Origin of the sequence: Prosthecodimorpha hirschii, assembly GCF_001305515.1 — a bacterium.
GTDB lineage: Bacteria > Pseudomonadota > Alphaproteobacteria > Rhizobiales > Ancalomicrobiaceae > Prosthecodimorpha > Prosthecodimorpha hirschii.
Map to the genome: position 1 here is coordinate 453,615 of NZ_LJYW01000001.1, position 21,900 is coordinate 475,514.

Below are 21,900 nucleotides of genomic sequence, written 5' to 3' on the forward strand. Positions count from 1 at the left end.
CGATTTGTTAGAGACGCGCCACTCCCGAGACGGACGGTTGCCCGCCGACGGAGACACGGTTTAGCGGTCGTGGCGGAATTGGTAGACGCGCTAGCTTGAGGTGCTAGTTCCGAAAGGCGTGGAGGTTCGAGTCCTCTCGACCGCACCAAATCTTCGGCAACGAAGTGCGAAACCCCGGACCTCTGGTTCGGGGTTTTCGTTTTTTCGGACCCTTTCCGGAGCCGGGACCCTGCCCGGCTGGGCCGCCTGCGGCCGCCGTCGCCGAATCCCCTATGGCCGCCCGATCCGGACCTCGCCGCCGCGCAGGCCCGAGGCCTGGCCCTTGCCGTCGCCGAGGATGACCATGGTCGAGGTTTCGGCGACCGAGGGAATCGACTGCAGCTGCTCGGTGATGAAGGCCCTGAGCGCCTCGATGTCCCTGACCCAGATGCGCAGGAGATAGTCGATGCTGCCGGTCACCAGCAGGCATTCGGACACTTCCGGCAGCCGCTCGACCGCGCTCAGGAACTGGTCGTGGCCGTCCGGTCCCTGCCGGGCGAGGCGCACCGAGACCATCACGCAGATGCTGAAGCCGAGCGCGCGCGGGCTGACCCGCGCCGCATAGCCCTCGATCACGCCCTCGTCCTCCAGGCGCCGGATCCGGCGGCTGCAGGGCGTGGGCGAGAGGCCGACCCGCTCGGCGACATCGAGCGTCGACATCCGCCCGTCCGCCTGCAGCGCCGCCAGAATGCGCAGGTCGATCGCGTCGAGGCGCGGCATGAGCGAAACTCCCTTCGATTTGGCAATCTCAGGGTGGATTACAACATAACACCGCCGCGATGCATCGCAATTTGGCGGGATTCGCTGCCGGCGGCGATGCTACGAGTGACGTCGAGACCGGAGCCCGAACCATGACCGCTGCCGCCGACCGCCCCTCGAACGCTCCCGTGCGGCCGCCCTTCGCCGGCTGGCTCGGCACCACCAACGACGTGACGAAGACCTTCCTGGCCGCTGGGCGGATCCCAGGGCTGATCAACATGGCCGGCGGCCTGCCGGCGCCGGAGACCTACCCGGCCGAGGCCCTGGCGGCGATCGCCCGGCGCGTCATCGCCGAGCATCCGCAGGATTCACTCGGCTACGGTCCGATCGAAGGCTTGCCGGAACTGCGCGACGCGCTCGCCGCGCGGCTCGGCGGCCCCGACTTCCGCCTCGGCCGCGACAACATCCTGGTGACCACCAGCGGCATGCAGGGGCTCGATCTCCTCGGCAAGGTGCTGGTCGACGAGGGCGCGCTGATCGCCGCGCAGGCGCCGACCTATCTGGGCGCGCTCGACGCCTGGCGTCCGCGCCGCCCGCGCTACCGCGCCCTGCGGGTCGACCAGCCGGACTTCGACGCCGTGGCCGGCCTGACCGGCGCCCGATTCGGCTATGCGGTGCCGAACTTCTCCAATCCGACCGGCCGGCTGGTGCCGATGCCGGTCCGCCGCAGGCTGGTCGAGGCGGCGCTGGCGACCGGCACCTGGCTGGTCGAGGACAATCCCTATGGCGGCCTGCAGTTCGACGGCGCGGCCCTGCCCCGCCTGATCGACATCGCCGCCCGCGAGGCCGCCGTTGTGGCCCCGGGCGCGGCCCCCAGTGCGGCCCCCAGTTCGGCCTATGACGGGCCGGTGATCTATATGGGCACGCTCTCCAAGGAGATCGCGCCGGGTCTCCGGATCGGCTGGATGGTCGCCGCCCCCGAGATGATCGCGGCGCTGACCATGGCCAAGCAGGGGTCGGATCTCTGCACCAGCGGGGTGACCCAGCGGATCGCGCTGGCGGCGATCGAGGACGGGCTCGTCGAACGCCTGCAGCCCGACCTGACCGCGCTCTATCGCGCACGGCGGGACGCGCTGTGCGCGGCGCTCGCCGAGCATCTCGGCGCCTGGTTCACCTTCGAGGTCCCGGTCGGCGGCATGTTCGTCTGGGTGGTGGCGCGCGACCCGCGCATCGACACCGACCGGCTGCTGAACGCCGCCCTGGACGCCGGGGTGTGCATCGCGCCGAGCAGCGTGTTCGACGCCTCGGGCGACGACCGCAGCGCCTTCCGCATCAACTTCACCCTCAACCCGCCGGAGCGCCTCGAAGAAGGCGTGCGCCGGCTGGCCGGCGCGGTCCGCCGGCTGACCGACGCCTCGTAAAGACCAAGCCCGGGACCGGGCGTACGGGCGCCGCCCGCGCGCCGCCGCCAACCGACGTCAAGCCCGCAAGGAGGAGCGACCATGCCCGTCACCATCCACGAACCCGCCGTCCCGACGCTCTCCGAGGCCGATCTCGCCCGCTGGCAGGCCGTCCCGGTCGCCGTCGCCGTCGATCTGGCGCGCGATGCCGGCCAGATCGATCCGGCGATCCGGCCGCTGAACCCGCCCGGCCGTCAGCCGCGCCTGTTCGGCCGGGCCGTGACCGCGCGCTGCGAGCCGCCGGATTTCGGCGCCGTGCTGCATGCGCTGGAGCTGATCCGTCCCGGCGACGTGCTGGTCATCGCGGCCGGCGGCCATGCCGAAACGGCGATGATCGGCGAGATCGTCGGCGGCGAGCTGCGCCGGCGCGGCGGCCGCGGCTTCGTCTGCGACGGGGCGGTGCGCGATGTCGCCATGCTGGCCTCGTGGAGCGATTTCGCGGTGTTCACCCGGGCGATCACGCCGCGCGGACCGGCCTCTGCCGATCGCGGCGCCGTCAATGTGCCGGTGGTGATCGGCGGCCGGCTGGTGACGCCCGGCGACCTGATCATCGGCGACGACGACGGTCTGATCGCCCTGACGCCGGCCTTCCTGACCAGCCGCATCGGCGACGCCGAGGCCAAGCTCGCCCGCGAGGCCGAGTGGGAGAAGAAGCTCGGCGCCGGCCGCAGCGTGATGGAGACCTTCGGGCTCGCCGCGCCGGTCGTGCTCAAGGCCTGACGGGCGCCGGTATCGGCAGCGGCGCGAATGCCCCGCCGAATCGGCCGTGGTCCCGTGTCCCTGCCGGCCGGTCGGAGCGACCCGCCGGCGCGGGTGCCGTCACGCCGATCCGGTCGGATGCCCGGCCCGCTTCAGCCGGTTGACGGCCGCGTCGAGCGCTTGAAGGAAAGCCGAACGGTCCTTGCCGGCGAAGGGCCGCGGGCCGCTCGTGACGGCGCCGGCGGAGCGCAGGTCGGTCATCAGGTTGCGGGTGGCGAGCGCCATGCCGATCGAGGCCGGCGTGAAGGCGCGCCCTTTCGGATCGATCACGGCGGCCCCGGCCTTGACGCAACGATCGGCGAGCGGGATGTCGGCCGTGATCACCACCGTGCCGGCGCGGGCCCGTTCGGCGATCCAGTCGTCGGCCACATCCGGGCCGGCCGGCACGACGACGCGCTCGATCAGGGGATCGCGCGGCAGCTGCATCCAGCCGTTCGAGACCACATGGACCCGGATGCCGTGCCGGCCGGCGACGCGAAACACCTCGTCCTTGACCGGACAGGCGTCGGCATCGACGAAGATCAGGAGCGGTTCGGGGCTGGTCATGCGGACTCCGGTCACGGCCCGTCGGCTCGGCGGCGTTGCGGCGCGGACGGGCACTCATGGCCTTCCGCGCCATGTCCCGCGCTTGCCGTCCAATGCAGAAAGGGCCCCCCTCGCGGAGAGCCCTTTCCGGATTTCCTTGCCCGCGGCCAGATGGCGGACACTTCGCTGCCGATCAGGCGGCGCGACTCTCGACAAAGGCGAGAATCCAGGCCACGCAATCCGACGACCGCGGAGATTCGCGAGTGAACACTGGATCACCTCCTTTCGAATGTTGAAGACGCCTTATCATAGGAACACTTTCGACGATTCGGCCAGCCCCACTTCTTCGCAGCCGCCTGGGCCCCGTGCCCAACGGATAGGCAGATCCCAAATGACCTATCGTCAGCGTCCTGCCATGAACATCCCGTAGGATCTCCGAACTGCACCCCGCGCAGGTCCGCTCAAGCCCCCAACCGGCGGACCGAGGCGGGGTTATTTTTGCGGGATGCCATTCTGGGACTCGTCGTCCGAATCAAGCGCCGCCTCCGCGCTGTCGAGGTCGAGGCTGACGACCCAGCGGGCGATGGTGGGGGAATGGCCGTTTCGGCACAGGATGGCGAGGTCGCGTTGGCGCGGATCGGCGGTCCTGCGCCGGTCCCGACGGTCCAAGCCATCGCCGGACGTGTCGTCAGTGCCGGACACGTCGTGGACGCCCGCCGCCCCGTCGCCACCGTCCGGATCGTCCGGATGGATCGCGCGCCGCCAGGGGCCGATGCGCTTGCGGCGGGCGAAAATCAGGGCCGCGCGACGGTCGTCTGTGCCGTCCTCCGCGAGCGTCTCGGCGATGGTGCCGCGGTCGACGCCGCGGGCGGCGAGCGTCTCGGTCAGGCGGGCCGAGGACAGGCCGCGCCGGCGACCCGAGCCGACCTTCAACTCGGCATAGCCGCGATCGTCGACCAGCCCCAGTTGGCGGCAGGACGCGACCGTCCGGGCGACCAGATCGTCCACCGCGGACCGGTCGGGCGGATCGTCGCTCGCGACCAGGGCCAGGCGGCGCAGCGCCTTGCGCTCCAGGATGCGCGCCAGATCGGCTTCGGTCGCCGCATAGCGGGCGCAATGGGCGAGTGCGGCGCGACGCAGATAGGCCGCCAGCCGTTCCGTTTCGGCCGTTCTCGGCCCGCGCGAGTCTTCATCCATCCTGCCGCCTCCGGCTTTCGTTCTGGCCCAGCGGCGAGCGACCGGCAATGGCCGCGATCACGCAGCCCCTGGCGCAAACGTGAAGGGCCGCTTGAAACCTTCGCCGCCTTGCTACGGTATTGAGGGGGAGCAATCCCAATCCGTCATCGGAGCCGCAGCGTGTATCCCTGGAACGATCGGACCGGACGATTCTCCGCCCTGAAGGCTGCCACCTTCGCGGCGACGCTCATGCCGGCCGTCTGGATCCTGCTCGAATGGCGGCTCGGCTGGCTCGGGCCGCGCCAGCTCAACGAGGCGATCCACCAGACCGGGCTCTGGTCGGTGCGCTTCCTGATCGCCACGCTGGCCGTCACGCCGCTGCGCCACATCGCCGGCTGGACGCGGATCCTGATCGTCCGCCGGATGCTCGGCCTGACCGCCCTCGCCTATCTGATGCTGCATTTCGGGCTCTATGCCGTCGACCAGTCGCTGGACGTGACGCGGATCGCGACCGAGATCGCGCTGCGGACCTATCTGACGATCGGCTTCGTCGCCCTTTTGGCGATGCTGGCGCTCGGTGCCACCTCGACCGACGGGATGATCCGGCGGCTCGGCGCGGAGAAATGGCGCCGGCTGCATGGCCTCGTCCATCCGATCGCCATCCTGGCGATCCTGCATTTCTTTATGCAGTCGAAGATCGATGTCAGCGAGGCCGCGCTGATGCTCGGCTTCCTGGTGCTGCTGGAACTCTACCGTCTGCTCGTTCGCCGCCGGATCCCGCTCACCCCTCTGACATTGGCGGCGACGGGCGTGGTCGGCGGGCTCGCAACCGCGCTGCTGGAGGCGGGCTGGTATGGCGTCGCGACCAAGATCCCGGCCTCGGCGGCGCTGGAAGCCAATCTCTACTTCGATCTCGCCATCCGGCCGGCCTGGTGGGTGCTGGGTGTCGGGCTTTCCGTCGCGCTGCTCGCCGCCGGAGATCGGCGCCCGGCCGTGAAACGGCCGCGACCGGTCGGCGGGCCGGCTGCCGCAAAAGGCTGATCGATCCGGATCCGATCCGGGGCCTTGGCGTGGGGTCAGAGCGTCTCGGCCGGCGCACCGGCGTCCGACGCGACCGCGAGGTCCGATGGCACCGCTGGATGGCGGCCGGTCAACCGGGCGAGCAGAACGGCATCCGGCCCCGCCGCGCCCTCGCCGCGCACCGGCCGGTGGATCGGAATCCGTATGCCGGCCTGGTTTTCGACCCGCTCGACCACGTAGTCGCCGCACAGGTTTGATTTCGGCACCATCATGAACACGGTGCCGAACTGCCGGGGATCGCTGCGCCAGGCCTCTGCGACGCGGCGCAGCGTTTCGGCGCGATGGCCGTATTCGGGCTGGTAGGCGACTATGCCGTCGAAGGCCATGTGTCGCAGAGCCTCCTCCCAGACCAGCACGGCGTGAAACTGCCTGTCGACATAGTCGTCGGCATGTTTCTCGTAGACCAGCGCAACCACGAAGCGGAACACGTAGCAGGGCTCGCCGATCGACATCTGCACGGCCCATTCGTTGGTCAGATACTGGCCGATCATGGCTTCGATCGGCGCATAGACGCGGCGATATTTGATCTGCCGCGTATCGACCGGCGGCAGCGGCGGCAAGCCGAACTGCGCGCGCCGGGCATTCCTCCAGGCCCGAAAGCGGGCGGTCAGACTGCGATCGTTGTGCTTGATCGGGGCGAAATAGACATAGGGCCTCTCGCGCTTGACGAAAAAGGCCTGGATGCGAACGCCGAAGGCGGTGCGCGGATTGAGATAGATCGACGCGAGCGAGCGGGAGCCGATCAGGCTGTCCATCAGAACGGTGCGCGTGCCCTCGACATCGGCCAGCACGGCAAGCTTGCAGTCGAGCACATTGGGCGTCTCGCGGCGAATATCCTGCCAATATCCCGCGGCCATCCGGCCGATGAAGCTGCCGGCGACGCCCAGGATATTCTTGACCAGCGTATAGAGATTCTTGCCGATCAGGCCGACGACGACGCCGATCACCAGGACCGCGAGATCCGGGAGTTTCTCGAAATCCAGAAGCTCCCGGCCTTTGATGATCAGGTCGCTGATTTCGCTCATCCGGCCCTCGCCGCAGTGCCCTGCCCTGTCTTTAGACCCAAATCCGTTTCGACCCTATTGCTTCTGCCCGCCCCCGCAACCGCTTCCTGACCGAAGCGTCACCGACGGCGATCGGACCGGCCGATCGGCGGCGGCCGGCCGCGGTCTCTGCGGCGCCTCGGCAGCACGCGCCCGGCCGCGGGCATCCCATGGCGACGCCCGTCCCGTGAGGCGCCGCGATTCTCACCGATGCCGCATGCATCCGAAAGGCCGGATCGCGGGTAACCGACAGAGACCGCGTGGCGGCGTCCGGTGGCGCCCCGACCATCGTCGCGCGGTCCTGGTCAACTCAGGAGGACACCATGCGCTTTCCGATTCTCGCCGCCCTGGCGCTCGGCCTCTTCGCCGCCGCACCGGCCGAAGCCGCCAGCCTCTACACCCGCCTCGGCGGGCAGGACGCCCTGGTCGCGGTCGTCGACGATTTCGTCGCCAATGTCGCGGCCGACAAGCGGATCAACGGCTTCTTCGCCCGCGCCGACATTCCGCGCCTGAAGCGCCGCCTCGTCCAGCAGATCTGCGCCGGTACGGGCGGCCCCTGTCTCTACCAGGGCCAGGACATGAAGACGGCCCATGCCGGCATGGGCATCCGCAAGGTCCATTTCACCGCGCTGGTGCAGGACCTGCAGAAGACCCTGCGCAAGTTCAAGGTGCCGATGCGCGAGCAGAAGGAGTTGCTCGCCATTCTCGGCCCGATGCAGAAGGACATCGTCGCGCATTGACGCAGCCCTCCGCCGAAACGGCGGACGGACGCGGCACCGACCCGCCCGGTTGGGCGTAAAAAGATGAACCCTGCGAGACGGATGGCCTCCATCCGCCTCGCCAACAGTCCATCTAGCCGCGCCGCCGGCGCCGTTCGCCGCGGCCGCCCTCGCCGGGTTCGCCCGGCGCCGTGCCGCGCGCGAAGACGCGGCCGAGCGCGGCTTCCAGATGCGGGAACGGGTCGGACTTGTGCGGGATCGCCATGGCGCCGACGAAATGCGCCTGGAAGGCCGGCTCCAGCGCGGTCTCGATCTTCTCGATGCGCCGGACGACCTCCTCGATCTCCGCCCGCGACGCCTTGTTGAGGAGCGCGATGCGCGCGCCCGTTCCCGCCGCATTGCCGGCCGAGCCGACCGCGGCGAGGTCGCAATCCGGGATCAAGCCGAGGATCATCGCGTATTTCACGTCGATATGGCTGCCGAAGGCACCGGCGAGCGTGATCCGGTCGAGGCTCGGCGCGCCATAGTGGTCCATCAGCAGGCGGATGCCGGCATAGAGCGCCGCCTTGGCGAGCTGGATGGCGCGGATGTCGCCCTGGGTCACGGCGATGCGCGGCCCGGACGCATCGGCCTCGCGGATGACATAGGCGAAGGTCCGCCCCTCCGCGACGATGCGCGGGGTGCGCGCCGCCAGGGTGCCGTCGACGATGCCGTCGGGCGTGACCAGGCCGGCGAGCAGCATCTCGGCGACCGCCTCGATGATGCCCGAGCCGCAGATGCCGGTGACGCCGGTCTTCGCCGTCGCCTCGGGGAAGCCGGCATCGTCCGACCAGAGTTCAGAGCCGATCACCCGGAAGCGCGGCTCCAGGGTCTCGGGATCGATGCGCAGCCGTTCGATCGCCCCCGGCGCGGCGCGCTGGCCCGAGGCGATCTGCGCGCCCTCGAAGGCCGGGCCGGTCGGCGACGAGCAGGCGAGCAGGCGGTGCCGGTTGCCGAGCACGATCTCGGCATTGGTGCCGACATCGACCAGCAGTGTCACCTCGTCCTTCAGATGCGGCCCCTCGGACAGCACCACGCCGGCGGTATCGGCGCCGACATGGCCGGCGATGCAGGGCAGCGTGTAGACGAAGGCGCCGGGCGCGAGGCTCAGCCCGACCTCGCGGGCCGGCACCTCGAGGCCGCCGTCGACGGTCAGCGCAAAGGGCGCCCCGCCGAGTTCGGTCGGATCGAGGCCGAGGAACAGGTGGTGCATGATCGGGTTGCCGACCACGGTCACCTCCAGGATCTCGTCGGTGCCGATGCCGGCCTCCGCCGCCACGGCCGCCGCGAGCTCCTGCAGCGCGCCGCGCACGGCGGCCGTCATCTCGGCATCGCCGCCCGGATTCATCATCACATAGGAGACCCGGCTCATCAGATCCTCGCCGAACCGGATCTGCGGGTTCATGAGACCGGACGAGGCGAGCACGTCGCCGGTGACCAGATCGCACAGATGGGCCGCGATCGTGGTCGAGCCGATATCGACGGCGAGCCCGCGCAGGGTGTCGCGGAAGCCCGGGAACAGGGCGACCAGGTCGCGACCCTTGCGGATCGCGGCCGTCACCTTCCAGTCGCCGGCCCGCAAGGCCTTCTGCAGGCCCTTCAGGACCGCCGTATCGGCATGGATGTCGGCTAGCCCCCACTGCGCGGCGAGCGCCTCCTGCAGGCGGCGGAAATCCGACGAGGGATCGTGCATGTCGGGCTCGCGCACCTCGACATAGTGCAGGTGGACGAGCGGATCGACCTTGACCGGATAGGCCTCGGCGCGCTTGCGCACGACCTGGCGGTGGACCTGGCTGTCGGCCGGCACGTCGATGACCAGATCGCCGCAGACCTTGGCCTGGCAGCCGAGCCGGCGGCCGGCCTCCAGGGCGCCGCGCTTGTCGGCATAGCGCGCCTCGACCGCGTTCCAGGGTGAGACGTGATCGGCGGCCGACTTGATGCCGAGCTTCGGGTTGGCGCCCTCGGTCGGCACGATCTGGCAGCGCCCGCAGATGCCGCGCCCGCCGCACACCGAATCGAGATCGACGCCCAGCCGTCTCGCGGCCTCGAGCACGGTCGTACCCTCCGGAAAGCGCTCGCGCTTGCCCGAGGGCGAGAAGAATACCAGGTGGTCTTTGGCCAAGGCTGCTACCCCGATCGCCGGCATGGTGCCGGCCCGTCCGACCCGGTCTATCCGTCCGCCCTCCGCACGGAAAGACCAGGCTCGATGCCGTCGTCAGGCCCGAAGCCGCCTGTCTGGGGACGCCCCGCGGGGAGCCCGCCCGACAGGAGCCGCCCGACGCGCCCGTCAGCCGCGCGCGCGGCGGCGGCCTTCGCGCTCGCGGCGCCCGCCGCCGCCTTCCGGGTTCGGCGTCGCGCCTTCGGGCGCCGGCTCGCGGAACTTGCGGATCCAGCTCATGCAGTTCGGGTCATGGCCCATGACCACGTCGGCGCCGAGGATCGCCTGGATGTCCTCGTTGTGCAGCGGGTTCATGATCGCCGAGGTCATGCCGGCGCCGATCATCATCGGCAGGAAGGCGGCGTTGAGGCCGCGCCGGTTGGGCAGGCCGAAGGAGAAGTTCGAGGCGCCGCAAGTGGTGTTGACCTTCAACTCGCCCTGCAGGCGGCGCAGGAGATACATCAGCCGGGCGCCGGCGTCGTTGATGGCGCCGACCGGCATGACCAGCGGGTCGACCACCACGTCCTCGCGCGGGATGCCGTAGTCGGCCGCGCGCTCGACGATCTTCTTGGCGACCGCATAGCGCACGTCGGGGTCTTCCGAGATGCCGGTCTCGTCGTTGGAGATGGCGACCACCGCGGCGTTGTACTTCTTGATCAGCGGCAGGACGCGCTCCAACCGCTCCTCCTCGCCGGTGACCGAATTGACCAGCGCCTTGCCCTTGTAGACCGCGAGCCCGGCCTCCAGCGCCTCGACGATCGAGCTGTCAATCGACAACGGCACGTCGACGGTGTCCTGCACCAGCTTGATGCAGTCGGCCAGGATCTTCGGCTCGTCGGCGAGCGGGATGCCGGCATTCACGTCGAGCATCTGCGCGCCGGCCTCGACCTGCGCCAGCGCGTCGGCGACGACGCGGGAATAGTCGCCGGCCGCCATCTCGGCCGCGAGCAGCTTGCGCCCGGTCGGGTTGATCCGTTCGCCGATCATCACGAAGCGGCGTTCGAAGCCGATCACAACCTTGCGCTTTTCGGAGGTGATGACGGTCTCGGTCATGGCTCTCAAGGGTCCGGAAATCGTTGGCGTTGCCCGAACGCTAGGGGCGCGGCCGGACAAAGGCTGTCCTCCATGCGACTTGGCCCGAAACGCCCGCGCCCTCGGGCCCGCTGCCGGTCGGGCCGGCTGGCCGCGACGGCGCACGACGGAGCCACCGCGGCGGGTTGTCGCTGCGCGGTTCGGTGCGCTTGAGCGAGACGGGGCGGCGCGGGTGGAATGGCGCCATGAACGCCTGGGTCTATATTCTCGCCAGCCGCCCGGACGGCGCCCTCTTCGTCGGCACGGCCGAGGATCTCGTCGGCCGCGTCTATCACCATCGGGCCCGCGTGCCGGCCGGCTTCTCGCTCGGCCACGCCATGCAGCGGCTGGTCTGGTACGCCGCCTTCGATCGCGTGGAAGCCGCGATGGCCTTCGCGCGCGACCTGCGCCGCCGGCACCGCCACGCCAAGGTGCGCATCATCGAGGCGATGAACCCGGACTGGGACGATCTCTATCCGGAAGTCACCTGAAGGCGTTCACATGTCGCAAAGCGGCCGACCGGACAGCCCTGCCCGGTCGGCCGCGGATGCTGACGCCGACGATCCGGCCGGTTATACCAATGGCCCAGGATGCTGACGCATCGGGCCGTTGAAGTGACGCGAATTTCTCATATTCGTCAGAGGCATGAGAAATTCGCGTATCGAATACAGACGATCATTCCATGACCGTCGGCATTATTCCGGGATCACCGCATAGGCCTGGATCTCGACCTTGGCGCGGTCCTCCATCAGAGCGACGACCTGGACGGCGGCCATGGCCGGGTAGTGGCGGCCGATCACGGCGCGGTAGGCCTCGCCGATGCCCTTCAGGTTGGCGAGATAGTCGCGCTTGTCAACGAAATACCAGGTCATCGAAGTGATGTGCTCGGGGCCGCCGCCGGCCTCGGCGACCACCGCGACGACATTCTCCAGCGTCTGGCGGACCTGGCCGACGAGCTCGTCGGTCTCGAACTGGCACTGGCCGTTCCAGCCGATCTGGCCGCCGACGAAGACGACGCGGCCGCTGGCGGCGATGCCGTTGGCATAGCCGACCGGCTTCGCCCAGCCTTCCGGCTGCAGCACTTCGAGGAGCGAGGTTTCGCGCGCGGCGCGGGCGGCTTCGGCCATGGTCAGTTCCCCTCGAAGGCGGGTTTGCGCTTGGCCGCGAAGGCCTCGAAGGCGCGGCGGAAATCGCCGGTCGCCATGCAGACGGCCTGGGCCTGGGCCTCCGATTCGATCATCTCCTCGATGCCCATGGCCCATTCCTGGTTCATCATGGTCTTGGTGATGCCATGGGCGAACCAGGGACCGTCGGCGAGCGAGCGGGCCAGGTCCCCGGCTGCGGCCTCAAGCTCCGCCGCCGGGACGAGGCGGTTGTAGAAGCCCCAGGCATGCCCCTCCGCGGCCGTCATGGCGCGGCCGGTGAACAGGAGTTCGGCCGCCCGGCCCTGACCGATAATGCGCGGAAGATAGCCGCAGGCGCCCATGTCGGCGCCGGCCAGGCCGACGCGGGTGAACAGGAACGCGGTCTTGGCCTCCGGCGTCGCGTAGCGCAGGTCCGACGCCATCGCCAGGATCGCGCCGGCGCCGGCGCAGATGCCGTCGACCGCAGCGATGATCGGCTGCGGGCAGCGGCGCATCGCCTTGACCACGTCGCCGGTCATGCGCGTGAAGGCGAGGAGGTCCGGCATGGCCATGCGGGTCAGCGGCTCGATGATCTCGAACACGTCGCCGCCGGAACAGAAATTGCCGCCCTCGCCGGTCAGCACGACCGTGCGCACGTCGGAGGCATAGACGAGGTCGCGGAACAGGTCGCGCAGCTCGGCATAGGACTCGAAGGTCAGCGGATTCTTCTTGTCCGGCCGATTGAGCCGGATGGTCGCGACCCGGCCGTCACCCGGCGCGTCGAACACGAAGTGGCGCGCCTGATAGTCCTTGAACGGGCGCAGCATGGCCCCCAGCGCCGATTTTTCGCTCATCCGGTCATCACCTCCCCACCGGCGACCGCGATCGCCTGTCCATTGATCGATGCGGCACCCTGTCCGGCGAGCCAGAGGATCGCGTCGGCGACCTCCTCGGGCGTGACCAGACGGCCCATCGGGTTCGATTTCGCCAGTTCCGCCCGCGCTTCGTCGGCGCTGCGGCCGGTCTTGGCCACGATGGTGGCGACCGACTGGGCGACCAGGTCCGTCTCGGTGAAGCCCGGGCAGACCGCATTGACGGTGACGCCCTTGCGGGCGACCTCCAGCGCCAGCGCGCGCACCAAGCCGACCACGCCGTGCTTGGCCGCCACATAGGCGGCGACGTAAGGGTAGCCGACCAGCCCGGCCGTCGAGGCGATCGCGATGACGCGGCCCGACCGGCGCTTCACCATGCCGGGCAGGAAGGCGCGCGTGGTCAGCCAGACGCCGGTCAGGTTGACCGCCAGCATGGCGTCCCAGGTCGCCCGTTCGGTCTTGTCGAACGGCCCGGAGGCCGCCGCCCCGGCATTGGCGACCAAGATGTCGACCGGCCCATGCGCCGCCTCGGCCTGCTCGGCGGCCGCCGCGATCGCCGCCTCGTCGGTCACGTCGAGGGTGACGATCGCACCGGCGCGGTCGCCCAGGGTGGCGGCCGTCGCCTGCAGCGGCTCCAGGCGCCGGCCGGCGAGGCTCACCGTCGCCCCGGCCGCCGCCAGCGCCACCGCCGCCGCAGCCCCGATGCCCGAGCCGGCCCCGGTGATGAAGGCATGCCGGTTCGCCAAGGACTTTGTCATTGGGCGGCCTTTCCGATCATGACGAGAAGGGCGGCATTCGCTGCCTGCCGACCGGGAGCCCGCACCGCGCAGCCCTCACGCATCATCAAACGGGCGCCAACCGGATCCCCCCAAAGGCCCCTCGTGGCACCATCCCACAGCGCATCCCCGGACAAGGGCCGAAGGCCCGCCGATCCGGGGCCTACTCTGCGCACGACGGGTCGCAACACTCGGGTCTCGCTCCAACCGTGCAGCGAGCCGGCTGCAGAGTGGGTCCCGGCTCTACGCTGCGCTTCGGCCGGGAATGCGTTGAGGGATTGAACATCCCGAGCGCGATTCACGACGTGCGCGGACAAACGCAGAAACCCGGCTCTGCGCTGCGCTTCGGCCGGGAATGCGTTGAGGGATGGGGCATCCCCGGACAAGGGCCGAAGGCCCGCCGATCCGGGGCCCACTCTGTGCACGACGGGTCGCAGTGCCCGGGTCTCGCACCGAACCTGCACCCCCCCGGCCGCAGAGTGCCCAACGCGCTTGCTACATGCCCCCCTGGCACCATCCAACAACGCATCCCCGGACAAGGGCCGAAGGCCCGCCGATCCGGGGCCCACTCTGTGCATGACGGGTCGCAGTGCCCGGGTCTCGCACCGACCCTGCGGCGATCCTGCCGCAGAGTGGGTCCCGGCTCTACGCTGCGCTTCGGCCGGGAATGCGTTGAGGGATTGAGCATCCCGAGCGCGATTCACGACGTGCGCTGACAACCGCAAAAACCGGGTCCTGCGCTGAGCTCCGGCAGAGAATGCGTTGAGGGATTGAGCACCCCTGACGCGATTCACGACGTGCATGCAGCAGAACGGAAGCGCGCGGATCCCGACGAACGATCGGGATCCGGCGGAAAGCGACCCGAGAGCGGGCAGCGTCATCACTTCACGCCTGCGGCGCGGGCGAGGTTGCTCTCGTACTGGCCCTTGGCGGAGCGGTACTGCTTCGGCCATGGCACATCGGTGATGCCGATGCGGGCGGCCTCGTGCAGGGTCCAGGCCGGATCGGCAAGATGCGGGCGGGCCACGGCACAGAGATCGGCGCGGCCGGCCGCGATGATCGAGTTGGCGTGGTCGGCCTCGGAGATGGCGCCGACCGCGATGGTCGGGATGCCGATCTCGTTGCGGATCTTGTCGGAGAAGGGCGTCTGCCAGAGCCGGCCATAGACCGGCTTCTCCTCCTTGGTGACCTGACCGGACGAGCAGTCGATCAGGTCGGCGCCGGCCTCCTTGAACATGCGGGCATAGATCGCCGCATCCTCGGGCGTGTTGCCGCCGTCGACCCAGTCGTGACAGGACAGGCGCACGGAGATCGGCTTCTCCGCCGGCCAGGCCGCGCGCACCGCCCGGAACACTTCGAGCGGAAAGCGGGCGCAATTCTCATGGCTGCCGCCATAGGCGTCCGTGCGCCGGTTGGTGACCGGGGACAGGAAGCCGGACAGAAGATAGCCGTGGGCGCAATGCAGTTCGAGGAGGTCGGCCCCGGTCGTGGCGGCGAGCTCGGTCGCGCGGACGAAGTCGGCCAGCACGCGGTCCATGTCGGCGCGGGTCATGGCCTGCGGCGTCTGGCTGACGGGGAGATACGGCATGGCGGATGCCGCATAGAGCGGCCACCCGCCCTCGGCGAGCGGCTGGTCGATGCCCTCCCAGGCGAGCCGCGTCGCACCCTTGCGGCCGGCATGGCCGATCTGGATGCCGACCTTGGCGGCGCTCTGGCCGTGCACGAAGTCGACCAGCCGGCGCCAGCCCGCCGCCTGCTCTTCGTTCCAGAGGCCGAGGCAGCCGGGGGTGATGCGGGCATCCGGCGAGACGCAGGTCATCTCGCCGAAGATCAGCCCGGCGCCGCCGAGCGCGCGGGCGCCGAGATGGACCATATGGAAGTCGTTGATCAGCCCGTCGGTCGCCGAATACATGGCCATCGGCGAAACCACGATGCGGTTCGGCAAGGTCAGGTCGCGGATGCGGAACGGCGTCAGCATGGGCGGCGTCGTCCGCCCGTTGCCGACCGTGAGCCCGCAGGACTGCGCGAACCAGCGCTCGTAGCCTTCCAGCCAGGTCTTGTCGCGCAGGCGCAGATTCTCGTGGCTGATGCGCTGCGAGCGGGTCAGCATCGAATACATGAACTGCTCGGGCGGCAGGGTGTCGGCATAGCGGCTGCCGACCACCTCGAACCACTCCATCGCATTGCGCGCCGCATTCTGGATGCGGGCGACATCGACCCGGCGCACCTCCTCATAGGCGTCGAGCACGGCCGGGATCTTGTCCGGGTCATGTCCGAAGGCCTCGAACTGGCGGGTCAGTTCAATCGCATCGTCGATGGCCAGCTTGGTGCCCGAGCCGATCGCGAAATGCGCGGTATGCGCGGCGTCGCCCATCAGCACGACGTGGCTCTGGCCGTTGAAATGGCTCCAGCGGCCGCAGATCAGGCGGTTGAAGTTGAGCCAAGCCGAGCCGCGCAGATGGCGCGCATTGGTCATCAGCTTGGAGCCGTCGAGCACCTCGGCGAAGAGGTCCTCGCAGAAGGCGATCGACTGATCCTGGTCGAAGGCTTCGATGCCATGCGCCTTGAAGGTGTCTTCGGTCGTCTCGACGATGAAGGTCGAGGTCTTGTCGTCGAACTTGTAGATATGCGCCTGGAACCAGCCGTGCTCGGTCTTGCGGAAGTCGAACGTGAAGGCATCGTAGGACTTGTCGGTGCCGAGCCAGATGTAGCGGTTCGGCCGCACGACGAGGTCGGGCTGGAAGACGTCCTGGTAGGCGTTGCGGATCTTCGAGTTGATGCCGTCCGAGGCGATGATCAGGTCGGCATCGGGGAATTCGAGATCGGAGTCCACGTCGCGCTCGAAGACCAGTTCGACGCCCAGATCCTCGCAGCGCTTCTGCAGGATGTTGAGCAGCTTCTTGCGGCCGATGCCGACGAAGCCGTGGCCCGAGGTGCGCTGGCGCGTGCCCTTGAACAGGAGCTCGATGTCGTCCCAATGGTTGAAGGCGTCTTCGATCTCGGTGGCGGTTTCCGGATCCCAGACCCGCATCGCCTCCATGGTGGCGTCGGAGAAGACGACGCCCCAGCCGAACGTGTCATAGGGCCGGTTGCGCTCGACCACCGTGACCGAATGGGCCGGTTGGAGCTTCTTCATCAGAAGACCGAAATAAAGCCCGGCCGGGCCTCCGCCGATGCAGACGATGCGCATGAGCCTCTCCCACGGCCGCCGGACCGGAAACGCCCTCGCCCCCGAATTCCGGCGAATTAGTTTAGGATTAAAATATAGAGGTCTGAAGGGATGCGGTCAATCCGGTCCGTGCTCCTCCGCATGCGGCTCCCATGCGCGCCGGCTGCATTGCAGGGTTCAATATTTGATGTATGAAATGGTCAGCTTGCGAGTCCCGTCCAGTCCCTGCGACGCGCACCGCAGACTCTTTTTCGCACCGGGCAAGTCCAGGCGGCCCGGTCCGGACGGAATGGCGTCCACGCCGCGCCTGCGAAGCACGATGGGACCCGACCATGGCTGCGAGGCCGCGACGCGCCAAATCGGAGACAGGCTCCGCTTCCGCCGCCGAGGCGTGGCCCGAAGCCGCCCCTGCCGCATCGGTGGTCGGCGTCCCGGCCGACGGTTCGGGACCGGCACCGACGGCCGTGTCGGACGGCCGCCCGGTCGGCACGCCGCATGACGAACTGCGGGTCTGGCTGCGCCTGCTCGGCGCCTCGAACCGGATCGAGTCGATCCTGTCGAGCCGCATCACCAAGGAATTCGGCATCTCGCTGGCCCGGTTCGACCTGCTGGCCCAGCTCGAGCGTGCGCCCGACGGCCTGACCATGACGGATGCGTCGCGGCGCATGATGGTCACCAACGGCGCCATCACCAGCCTCGTCGACAGGCTCGTGGAGGAAGGCTTCGTCACGCGCGAAACCCGCGCCGAGGATCGGCGCACCACCGTCATCCGCCTGACCGCGGAAGGCCGCGCGCGGTTTCTGGCCATGGCGGCCAGTCACGAGGAATGGGTGGTCGGCCTGATCGGAGGTCTCGAACCTCAGGCCCGCAACGAACTGTCACGCGGCCTCTCGGCCCTGCGTCGCCATCTCGACGCGCTCGGTGCGTGACCGCGCCGATCGTCCCGCCTACCGTTTGGCCTCGACATATTTCCAGATGCCCTCGGCGGTCGCGACCAGACGGTCGCCGACCTTGAGTTCGCCGCGCACGAAGGCGACGCCGGAGGTCACCCGGTCGACCTTCGGGATGCAGACCACGAACTGGCCCGGTCGGGTCGCGGCGACGAAATGCAGATCGAGCTGGATGGTCGCCTGCTTCAGACCGCCGGTCGCCTCCAGCACCGCAAGACCGAGCCCCTGGTCGGCCAGCGACAGGATCACGCCGCCATGGACGGCGCCGTTGCGATTGCGGTGCTCATGCCGGGTCTTCAGGGCGACCTGAAGAGCGCCCATTTCGTGGCGGGTCCAGAACGGCCCGACGAGCGCCTCGTAGCCGTCCTGCTGCAACGCCTCCCAGCCGTGGTCGCTCGGATCGAAATCGGATTCGCGCGTCGGCTGGGACAAGTCTGGTGCTCCGGGCAAGGACATCCCCGGCCGCAAATCCCAACCGTCCGGGATTTGCCACCGGGGCTGGACGGCCGGCCCGAACGAGCCCGCCACCTGGTCGAGACCGGCGGTGCGACACCCTCGCAACGAATGGCAAGCATCCGTCGCAGGACCGACCGCCGAGCCGGAATCCCCTCGATTCCGACGACCTCCGGTCTAGCCTGTCCGGGCCAATACGGACAGCCCCGGCGATGCAGCCCGGCAATGCAGGGCATTTGCGTCGTCACCGTCGAGCGGTGATCCCGCATGGCAGCCGTGGCCTCAAGCCAGCCGATCCGCTTCCGCGGTCAGACGGGCAGCGCTCAGGACGCCGGCGTGAAGTTCAGCGCCACACCGTTGATGCAGTAGCGCTGGTAGGTCGGCGGCGGGCCATCGTCGAAGACATGGCCGAGATGGGAGCCGCAGCGGCTGCAATGGACTTCGGTCCGCACCATGCCGTAGCTGCGGTCGGTCGTCGTCTCGACGGAGCCCGGCACGGGATCGTTGAAGCTCGGCCAGCCGGTGCCGCTCTCGAACTTCACATCCGCGCGGAACAGCGGCTGGTCGCAGCCGGCGCAGGCGAAGGTGCCGGCGCGCTTCTCGTGCAGGAGCGCGCAGCTCCCCGGCCGCTCGGTGCCGTGCCGGCGCATGACCTGGTACTGCTCCGAAGTCAGCACCTTGCGCCATTCATCGTCGGTGCGCGTGACCGGATAGACGCGGGTATCCATGAGGCCCCTCCTCTGTTTCGGTCCCAAGATCTAGGGACCCGGAGGGCCGGACGCAATCTCCGGCGGGCGCCGCTGGCGCCGGCCGGGATCACCAATTGCTGATCGCAGCCCGCAAGGCCGCGGCCGCCGGAAAGACGGGCCGCCGCGGCGCTTCAGACGATCAGGAGGCCAGCGCCGGATAGTCGGTGTAGCCGACCTCGGTGCCGCCGTAGAAGGTCTTCGGGTTCGGCGTGTTGAGGGGCGCGCCGGCGGCGAAGCGGGCCGGCAGATCCGGATTGGCCAGGAACAGCGTGCCGTAGGCGATCGCGTCGATCGTGCCGGCGGCAACCGCGGCCGCGCCGGTTTCCGCCCCATAGCCGCCATTGACGATCAGCGGCAGGCCGGAGGCGGCCTTCATGGCCGGCGCCAGGGCCGGGCTGGTGCCGACCGGCTCGAGCACATGCAGATAGGCGAGACCGAACGGCTTCAACGCCGCGGCGGCGGCCGTGAAGGTCGTGGCCGGATCGGAATCCTTCATGTCGTTATAGGGGTTGTGCGGCGACAGGCGGACGCCGACGCCATCCCCCGAACCCCAGCCGGCGACCGCGGCGGCAACCGCCTCCTTCAGGAAGCGGACCCGGTTCTCGATCGGACCGCCATAGCCGTCGGTGCGCTTGTTGGACCCGTCGCGCAGGAACTGGTCGATCAGATAGCCGTTGGCGGCATGAACCTCGACGCCGTCGAAGCCGGCCCGGCGGGCATTGGCAGCGGCCGCGCGCCAGCCGTCGACGACGCGGTCGATATCGGCCTGGGACATCTCGCGCGGGGTCTCGAAGTCCGCCTTCTGCCAGCCCGGCAGGTAGACGGCGCCGGCGGGGGCGATGGCGGACGGCGCGAGCGGGGGCAGCCCGTCGGGGCGGAACACCGAATGCGAGATGCGGCCGGTATGCCAGAGCTGGACGACGATCTTGCCACCGGCGGCATGGACCGCATCGGTGACCACCTTCCAGGCCGCGACCTGGGCATCGGAATAAAGGCCGGGGGTGTCGGGATAGCCCTGCCCGTCCTCGGTCGCCTGGGTCGCCTCGGTGATCACCAGCCCGCCGGAGGCACGCTGCGAATAATAGGTGGCGGCGAGCGTCGAGGGCAGGTTGCCCGGAGCCGCCCGGTTGCGCGTCAGGGGCGCAAGCACGATGCGGTTCTTAAGTTCGATACTTCCGAACTTTACGGGCGAGAAAAGCGCGTCTGCGGTCATGAAACGGATCCTTGATCGGGAGCGGCGCAACGGCCGCCGACGACAGTTATGGTCGCGCTTGCGGAAAGCAAGGCGGCAGACCGAGCAAATCGGCGAGAGCGTGGCGGGGTCTGTTGGACGGGGCCGCAGGCTCAGCCGCGCAGGATGTCGGCGAGACTGCGATCGGTATCCGCGTCGCCCTTGAGATCGAGACCGGTTTCGATCTCGACCAGATGCTCGCCCATCAACCGGCCGGCCAGGGCGCCGTCGCCCCGGCGGATCGCCTCGGCGATGGCGGCATGATGGTCGCTGCCGCAGAACTGGGCACGGCGACTGCGATAGAGCAGGATGATGAGGGAGGACCGGGCGATCAGCTCGGCCAGCAGGGACTGGAAGATGCCGTGGCCGGCCAAGGCCGCGACGAGGCCGTGGAATTCGCCGCTGAGGCGGATCGCCGCACGGTCGTCGCCGCGCGCGAGCGCGGCGCGCTCCTCGGCGAGGTGCCGATCAAGCGCCGCCCCCCAATCCGGCGTGTAGCGGAGGGCGGCCCGCCCGGCGATCGCGGTCTCGATCAGGCGGCGGGCTTCGAACACCTCGCGCGCCTCCTCGGGGCTCGGCCGCGCCACGAAGGCACCCCGGTTCTTCTCGATCACCACGATGCCTTCGTGGGCGAGCGCCTGCAGGGCGGCGCGCACGATGGTGCGGCTGGCGCCGTAAACCGCGCCGATCTCGTCCTCGCCGAGCTTCGTGCCGGGATGAAGCCTCTGCTCCAGGATCGCGGTGACGATCCCGGCGCGGATGCGGCCGGCCCGGTCCTCGGCCGTGCGGGACCCGGACGGCCGACCCGCCCGCGGCGCCGACGCCGTTCCCGATCCCGGCGCCTGCGGCGGCGCCATATCCTCGTCCCCGGCCGTCATGGGCGCGGTCGCTCCGGTTCGACCTCTCGCCGCTCAGTCTAGCGTCAGCGGGCTTCGAAAGAACGCCTGGATCGTATACGATCGCAGCGTAAACTGTGTCCACACTGCCCGGTTCCTAGGCAATTCCGTTGCCGGCCGAACCCGCGGTCGAGATGCAAGGAGCCGCATTCCAGGGCGCCCCCGCAGGCCGGGCGGCCCGGACGCATCTGGCACAGGCCTTGCGAGCTTTTGACGGCCGGTCCGACCGGTCAGGCGAAGAGCGGGAGCAACGGCGGCATGGCCCAACCGGCGGCACTGGAACTGGTCCAGGTCACGAAGCGCTACGGCGCCACCGTCGCCGTCGAGGCGGTCGACCTCAAGATCCCCGCCGGAACCTATTGCTGCCTGCTCGGTCCGTCCGGCTGCGGCAAGACCTCGACCTTGCGCATGGTCGCCGGCCATGAGGCGGCCTCGGAGGGCGACATCATCCTCGGTGCCCACAACGTCACCGACCTGCCGCCGGCGCGGCGCGGCACGGCGATGATGTTCCAGTCCTACGCGCTGTTTCCGCATCTCACCGTGATCGACAATGTCGCCTTCGCCCTCAAGATGCGCGGCGTCGACAAGGCGGAACGGCACGCCAAGGCCAAGGTGCTGCTCGATCTGGTCGCCATGGGCGCCTATGCGGGCCGGCTGCCGGCCCAGCTGTCGGGCGGCCAGCAGCAGCGCGTCGCGCTCGCCCGGGCCCTGATCACCGAACCGAAGATCGCGTGGCTGACGACGCCGTCAAGCTGCATGCCGCCGACTGGGGATTTCCGAAGCTCGCCGAGGACTGGACCACCGGCATGGGCCTGTTCACCTCGGGGCTGCTTCGACAGCCGCCTGGAGGAGGCCGCGCGCGATCTCGGCGCGACGCCCTGGCAGACCTTCCGCCATGTCGTGCTGCCGACC

Annotated in this window: 21 protein-coding genes and 1 tRNA gene; 8 read left to right on the top strand and 14 right to left on the bottom strand. The window is 69.4% G+C overall.

The features are described 5' to 3' along the window. Positions 1 to 63: 63 nt before the first annotated feature. Positions 64 to 148: transfer RNA gene (locus ABB55_RS01905), tRNA-Leu, on the top strand. 122 nt (positions 149 to 270) lie between these two features. Here ABB55_RS01905 and ABB55_RS01910 read toward each other — a convergent pair. Next, positions 271 to 759, bottom strand: a complete 489-nt coding sequence (locus ABB55_RS01910; RefSeq protein ID WP_054357287.1) for an Lrp/AsnC family transcriptional regulator — start codon at positions 757 to 759, stop codon at positions 271 to 273. A 131-nt stretch (positions 760 to 890) separates the two neighbouring features. On the opposite strand from ABB55_RS01910, the gene ABB55_RS01915 reads away from it, so the two are divergent. Both ABB55_RS01915 and ABB55_RS01920 read left to right on the top strand, forming a co-directional pair. Beyond that, positions 891 to 2,159, top strand: a complete 1,269-nt coding sequence (locus ABB55_RS01915) for an aminotransferase-like domain-containing protein (RefSeq protein WP_054357288.1) — start codon at positions 891 to 893, stop codon at positions 2,157 to 2,159. Positions 2,160 to 2,240: 81 nt separating this feature from the next. After that, on the top strand, positions 2,241 to 2,918 hold the full coding sequence (locus ABB55_RS01920; protein ID WP_054357289.1) for an RraA family protein: 678 nt from the start codon (positions 2,241 to 2,243) through the stop codon (positions 2,916 to 2,918). 99 nt (positions 2,919 to 3,017) lie between these two features. On the opposite strand, the gene ABB55_RS01925 is transcribed toward ABB55_RS01920, so the two are convergent. Together ABB55_RS01925 and ABB55_RS01930 are read right to left on the bottom strand one after the other, a co-directional pair. Next, complete coding sequence (locus tag ABB55_RS01925; protein ID WP_054357290.1) at positions 3,018 to 3,503, bottom strand: YaiI/YqxD family protein; 486 nt, start codon at positions 3,501 to 3,503, stop codon at positions 3,018 to 3,020. Between the two features lie 471 nt (positions 3,504 to 3,974). Beyond that, positions 3,975 to 4,679, bottom strand: a complete 705-nt coding sequence (locus ABB55_RS01930) for a regulatory protein RecX (RefSeq protein ID WP_054357291.1) — start codon at positions 4,677 to 4,679, stop codon at positions 3,975 to 3,977. Positions 4,680 to 4,838: 159 nt separating this feature from the next. Between ABB55_RS01930 and ABB55_RS01935 the strand changes: the two genes are divergently transcribed. Next, entirely contained in the window at positions 4,839 to 5,699 is an 861-nt protein-coding gene (locus ABB55_RS01935; protein WP_054357292.1) for a protein-methionine-sulfoxide reductase heme-binding subunit MsrQ, read from the top strand. Positions 5,700 to 5,734: 35 nt separating this feature from the next. On the opposite strand, the gene ABB55_RS01940 is transcribed toward ABB55_RS01935, so the two are convergent. After that, positions 5,735 to 6,763, bottom strand: a complete 1,029-nt coding sequence (locus tag ABB55_RS01940; RefSeq protein ID WP_054357293.1) for a hypothetical protein — start codon at positions 6,761 to 6,763, stop codon at positions 5,735 to 5,737. 341 nt (positions 6,764 to 7,104) lie between these two features. On the opposite strand from ABB55_RS01940, the gene ABB55_RS01945 reads away from it, so the two are divergent. After that, complete coding sequence (locus tag ABB55_RS01945) at positions 7,105 to 7,521, top strand: group I truncated hemoglobin (RefSeq protein ID WP_083463277.1); 417 nt, start codon at positions 7,105 to 7,107, stop codon at positions 7,519 to 7,521. Positions 7,522 to 7,633: 112 nt separating this feature from the next. Here the strand turns inward: ABB55_RS01945 and ABB55_RS01950 are convergent, their stop codons facing one another. Together ABB55_RS01950 and ABB55_RS01955 are read right to left on the bottom strand one after the other, a co-directional pair. Then, positions 7,634 to 9,685, bottom strand: a complete 2,052-nt coding sequence (locus ABB55_RS01950) for an ASKHA domain-containing protein (protein ID WP_054357294.1) — start codon at positions 9,683 to 9,685, stop codon at positions 7,634 to 7,636. 141 nt (positions 9,686 to 9,826) lie between these two features. Further along, positions 9,827 to 10,750, bottom strand: coding sequence for a dihydropteroate synthase (locus ABB55_RS01955; RefSeq protein WP_054357295.1), 924 nt, complete (start codon positions 10,748 to 10,750; stop codon positions 9,827 to 9,829). A gap of 224 nt (positions 10,751 to 10,974) precedes the next feature. On the opposite strand from ABB55_RS01955, the gene ABB55_RS01960 reads away from it, so the two are divergent. Next, positions 10,975 to 11,259, top strand: coding sequence for a GIY-YIG nuclease family protein (locus ABB55_RS01960; RefSeq protein WP_054357296.1), 285 nt, complete (start codon positions 10,975 to 10,977; stop codon positions 11,257 to 11,259). A 204-nt stretch (positions 11,260 to 11,463) separates the two neighbouring features. Here ABB55_RS01960 and ABB55_RS01965 read toward each other — a convergent pair whose 3' ends face one another. From ABB55_RS01965 to ABB55_RS01980, 4 genes are all read right to left on the bottom strand, one after another. Next, positions 11,464 to 11,895, bottom strand: coding sequence for a RidA family protein (locus ABB55_RS01965; RefSeq protein WP_054357297.1), 432 nt, complete (start codon positions 11,893 to 11,895; stop codon positions 11,464 to 11,466). Between the two features lie 2 nt (positions 11,896 to 11,897). Then, positions 11,898 to 12,746: an enoyl-CoA hydratase family protein gene (locus tag ABB55_RS01970; protein WP_054357298.1), complete on the bottom strand. Its 849-nt coding sequence runs from the start codon at positions 12,744 to 12,746 to the stop codon at positions 11,898 to 11,900. Then, entirely contained in the window at positions 12,743 to 13,522 is a 780-nt protein-coding gene (locus tag ABB55_RS01975) for an SDR family NAD(P)-dependent oxidoreductase (protein WP_054357299.1), read from the bottom strand. The genes ABB55_RS01970 and ABB55_RS01975 overlap by 4 nt, the downstream gene beginning before the upstream one ends. 898 nt (positions 13,523 to 14,420) lie before the next feature. Continuing rightward, entirely contained in the window at positions 14,421 to 16,730 is a 2,310-nt protein-coding gene (locus ABB55_RS01980; protein WP_054357300.1) for a bifunctional salicylyl-CoA 5-hydroxylase/oxidoreductase, read from the bottom strand. Positions 16,731 to 17,041: 311 nt separating this feature from the next. Here ABB55_RS01980 and ABB55_RS01985 point away from each other — a divergent pair, with 311 nt between their 5' ends. Next, positions 17,042 to 17,638 carry a MarR family winged helix-turn-helix transcriptional regulator gene (locus tag ABB55_RS01985; RefSeq protein ID WP_083463278.1) on the top strand — a complete coding sequence of 199 codons (597 nt, stop codon included), beginning with the start codon at positions 17,042 to 17,044 and terminating at the stop codon, positions 17,636 to 17,638. A gap of 18 nt (positions 17,639 to 17,656) precedes the next feature. Here ABB55_RS01985 and ABB55_RS01990 read toward each other — a convergent pair whose 3' ends face one another. From ABB55_RS01990 to ABB55_RS02005, 4 genes are all read right to left on the bottom strand, one after another. Continuing rightward, on the bottom strand, positions 17,657 to 18,091 hold the full coding sequence (locus ABB55_RS01990) for a PaaI family thioesterase (RefSeq protein WP_054357301.1): 435 nt from the start codon (positions 18,089 to 18,091) through the stop codon (positions 17,657 to 17,659). A 344-nt stretch (positions 18,092 to 18,435) separates the two neighbouring features. Continuing rightward, positions 18,436 to 18,840: a peptide-methionine (R)-S-oxide reductase MsrB gene (gene msrB / locus ABB55_RS01995; RefSeq protein WP_054357302.1), complete on the bottom strand. Its 405-nt coding sequence runs from the start codon at positions 18,838 to 18,840 to the stop codon at positions 18,436 to 18,438. 160 nt (positions 18,841 to 19,000) lie between these two features. Continuing rightward, positions 19,001 to 20,074, bottom strand: coding sequence for an alkene reductase (locus ABB55_RS02000; protein ID WP_054357303.1), 1,074 nt, complete (start codon positions 20,072 to 20,074; stop codon positions 19,001 to 19,003). Between the two features lie 131 nt (positions 20,075 to 20,205). Beyond that, positions 20,206 to 20,970 (bottom strand): GntR family transcriptional regulator, encoded by a 765-nt coding sequence (locus tag ABB55_RS02005; protein WP_244471950.1) that lies wholly within the window; start codon positions 20,968 to 20,970, stop codon positions 20,206 to 20,208. Positions 20,971 to 21,246: 276 nt separating this feature from the next. Between ABB55_RS02005 and ABB55_RS02010 the strand changes: the two genes are divergently transcribed. Further along, positions 21,247 to 21,900 (top strand): ABC transporter ATP-binding protein (locus ABB55_RS02010; RefSeq protein ID WP_244471951.1); only part of this gene is annotated, 654 nt, incomplete at its 3' end.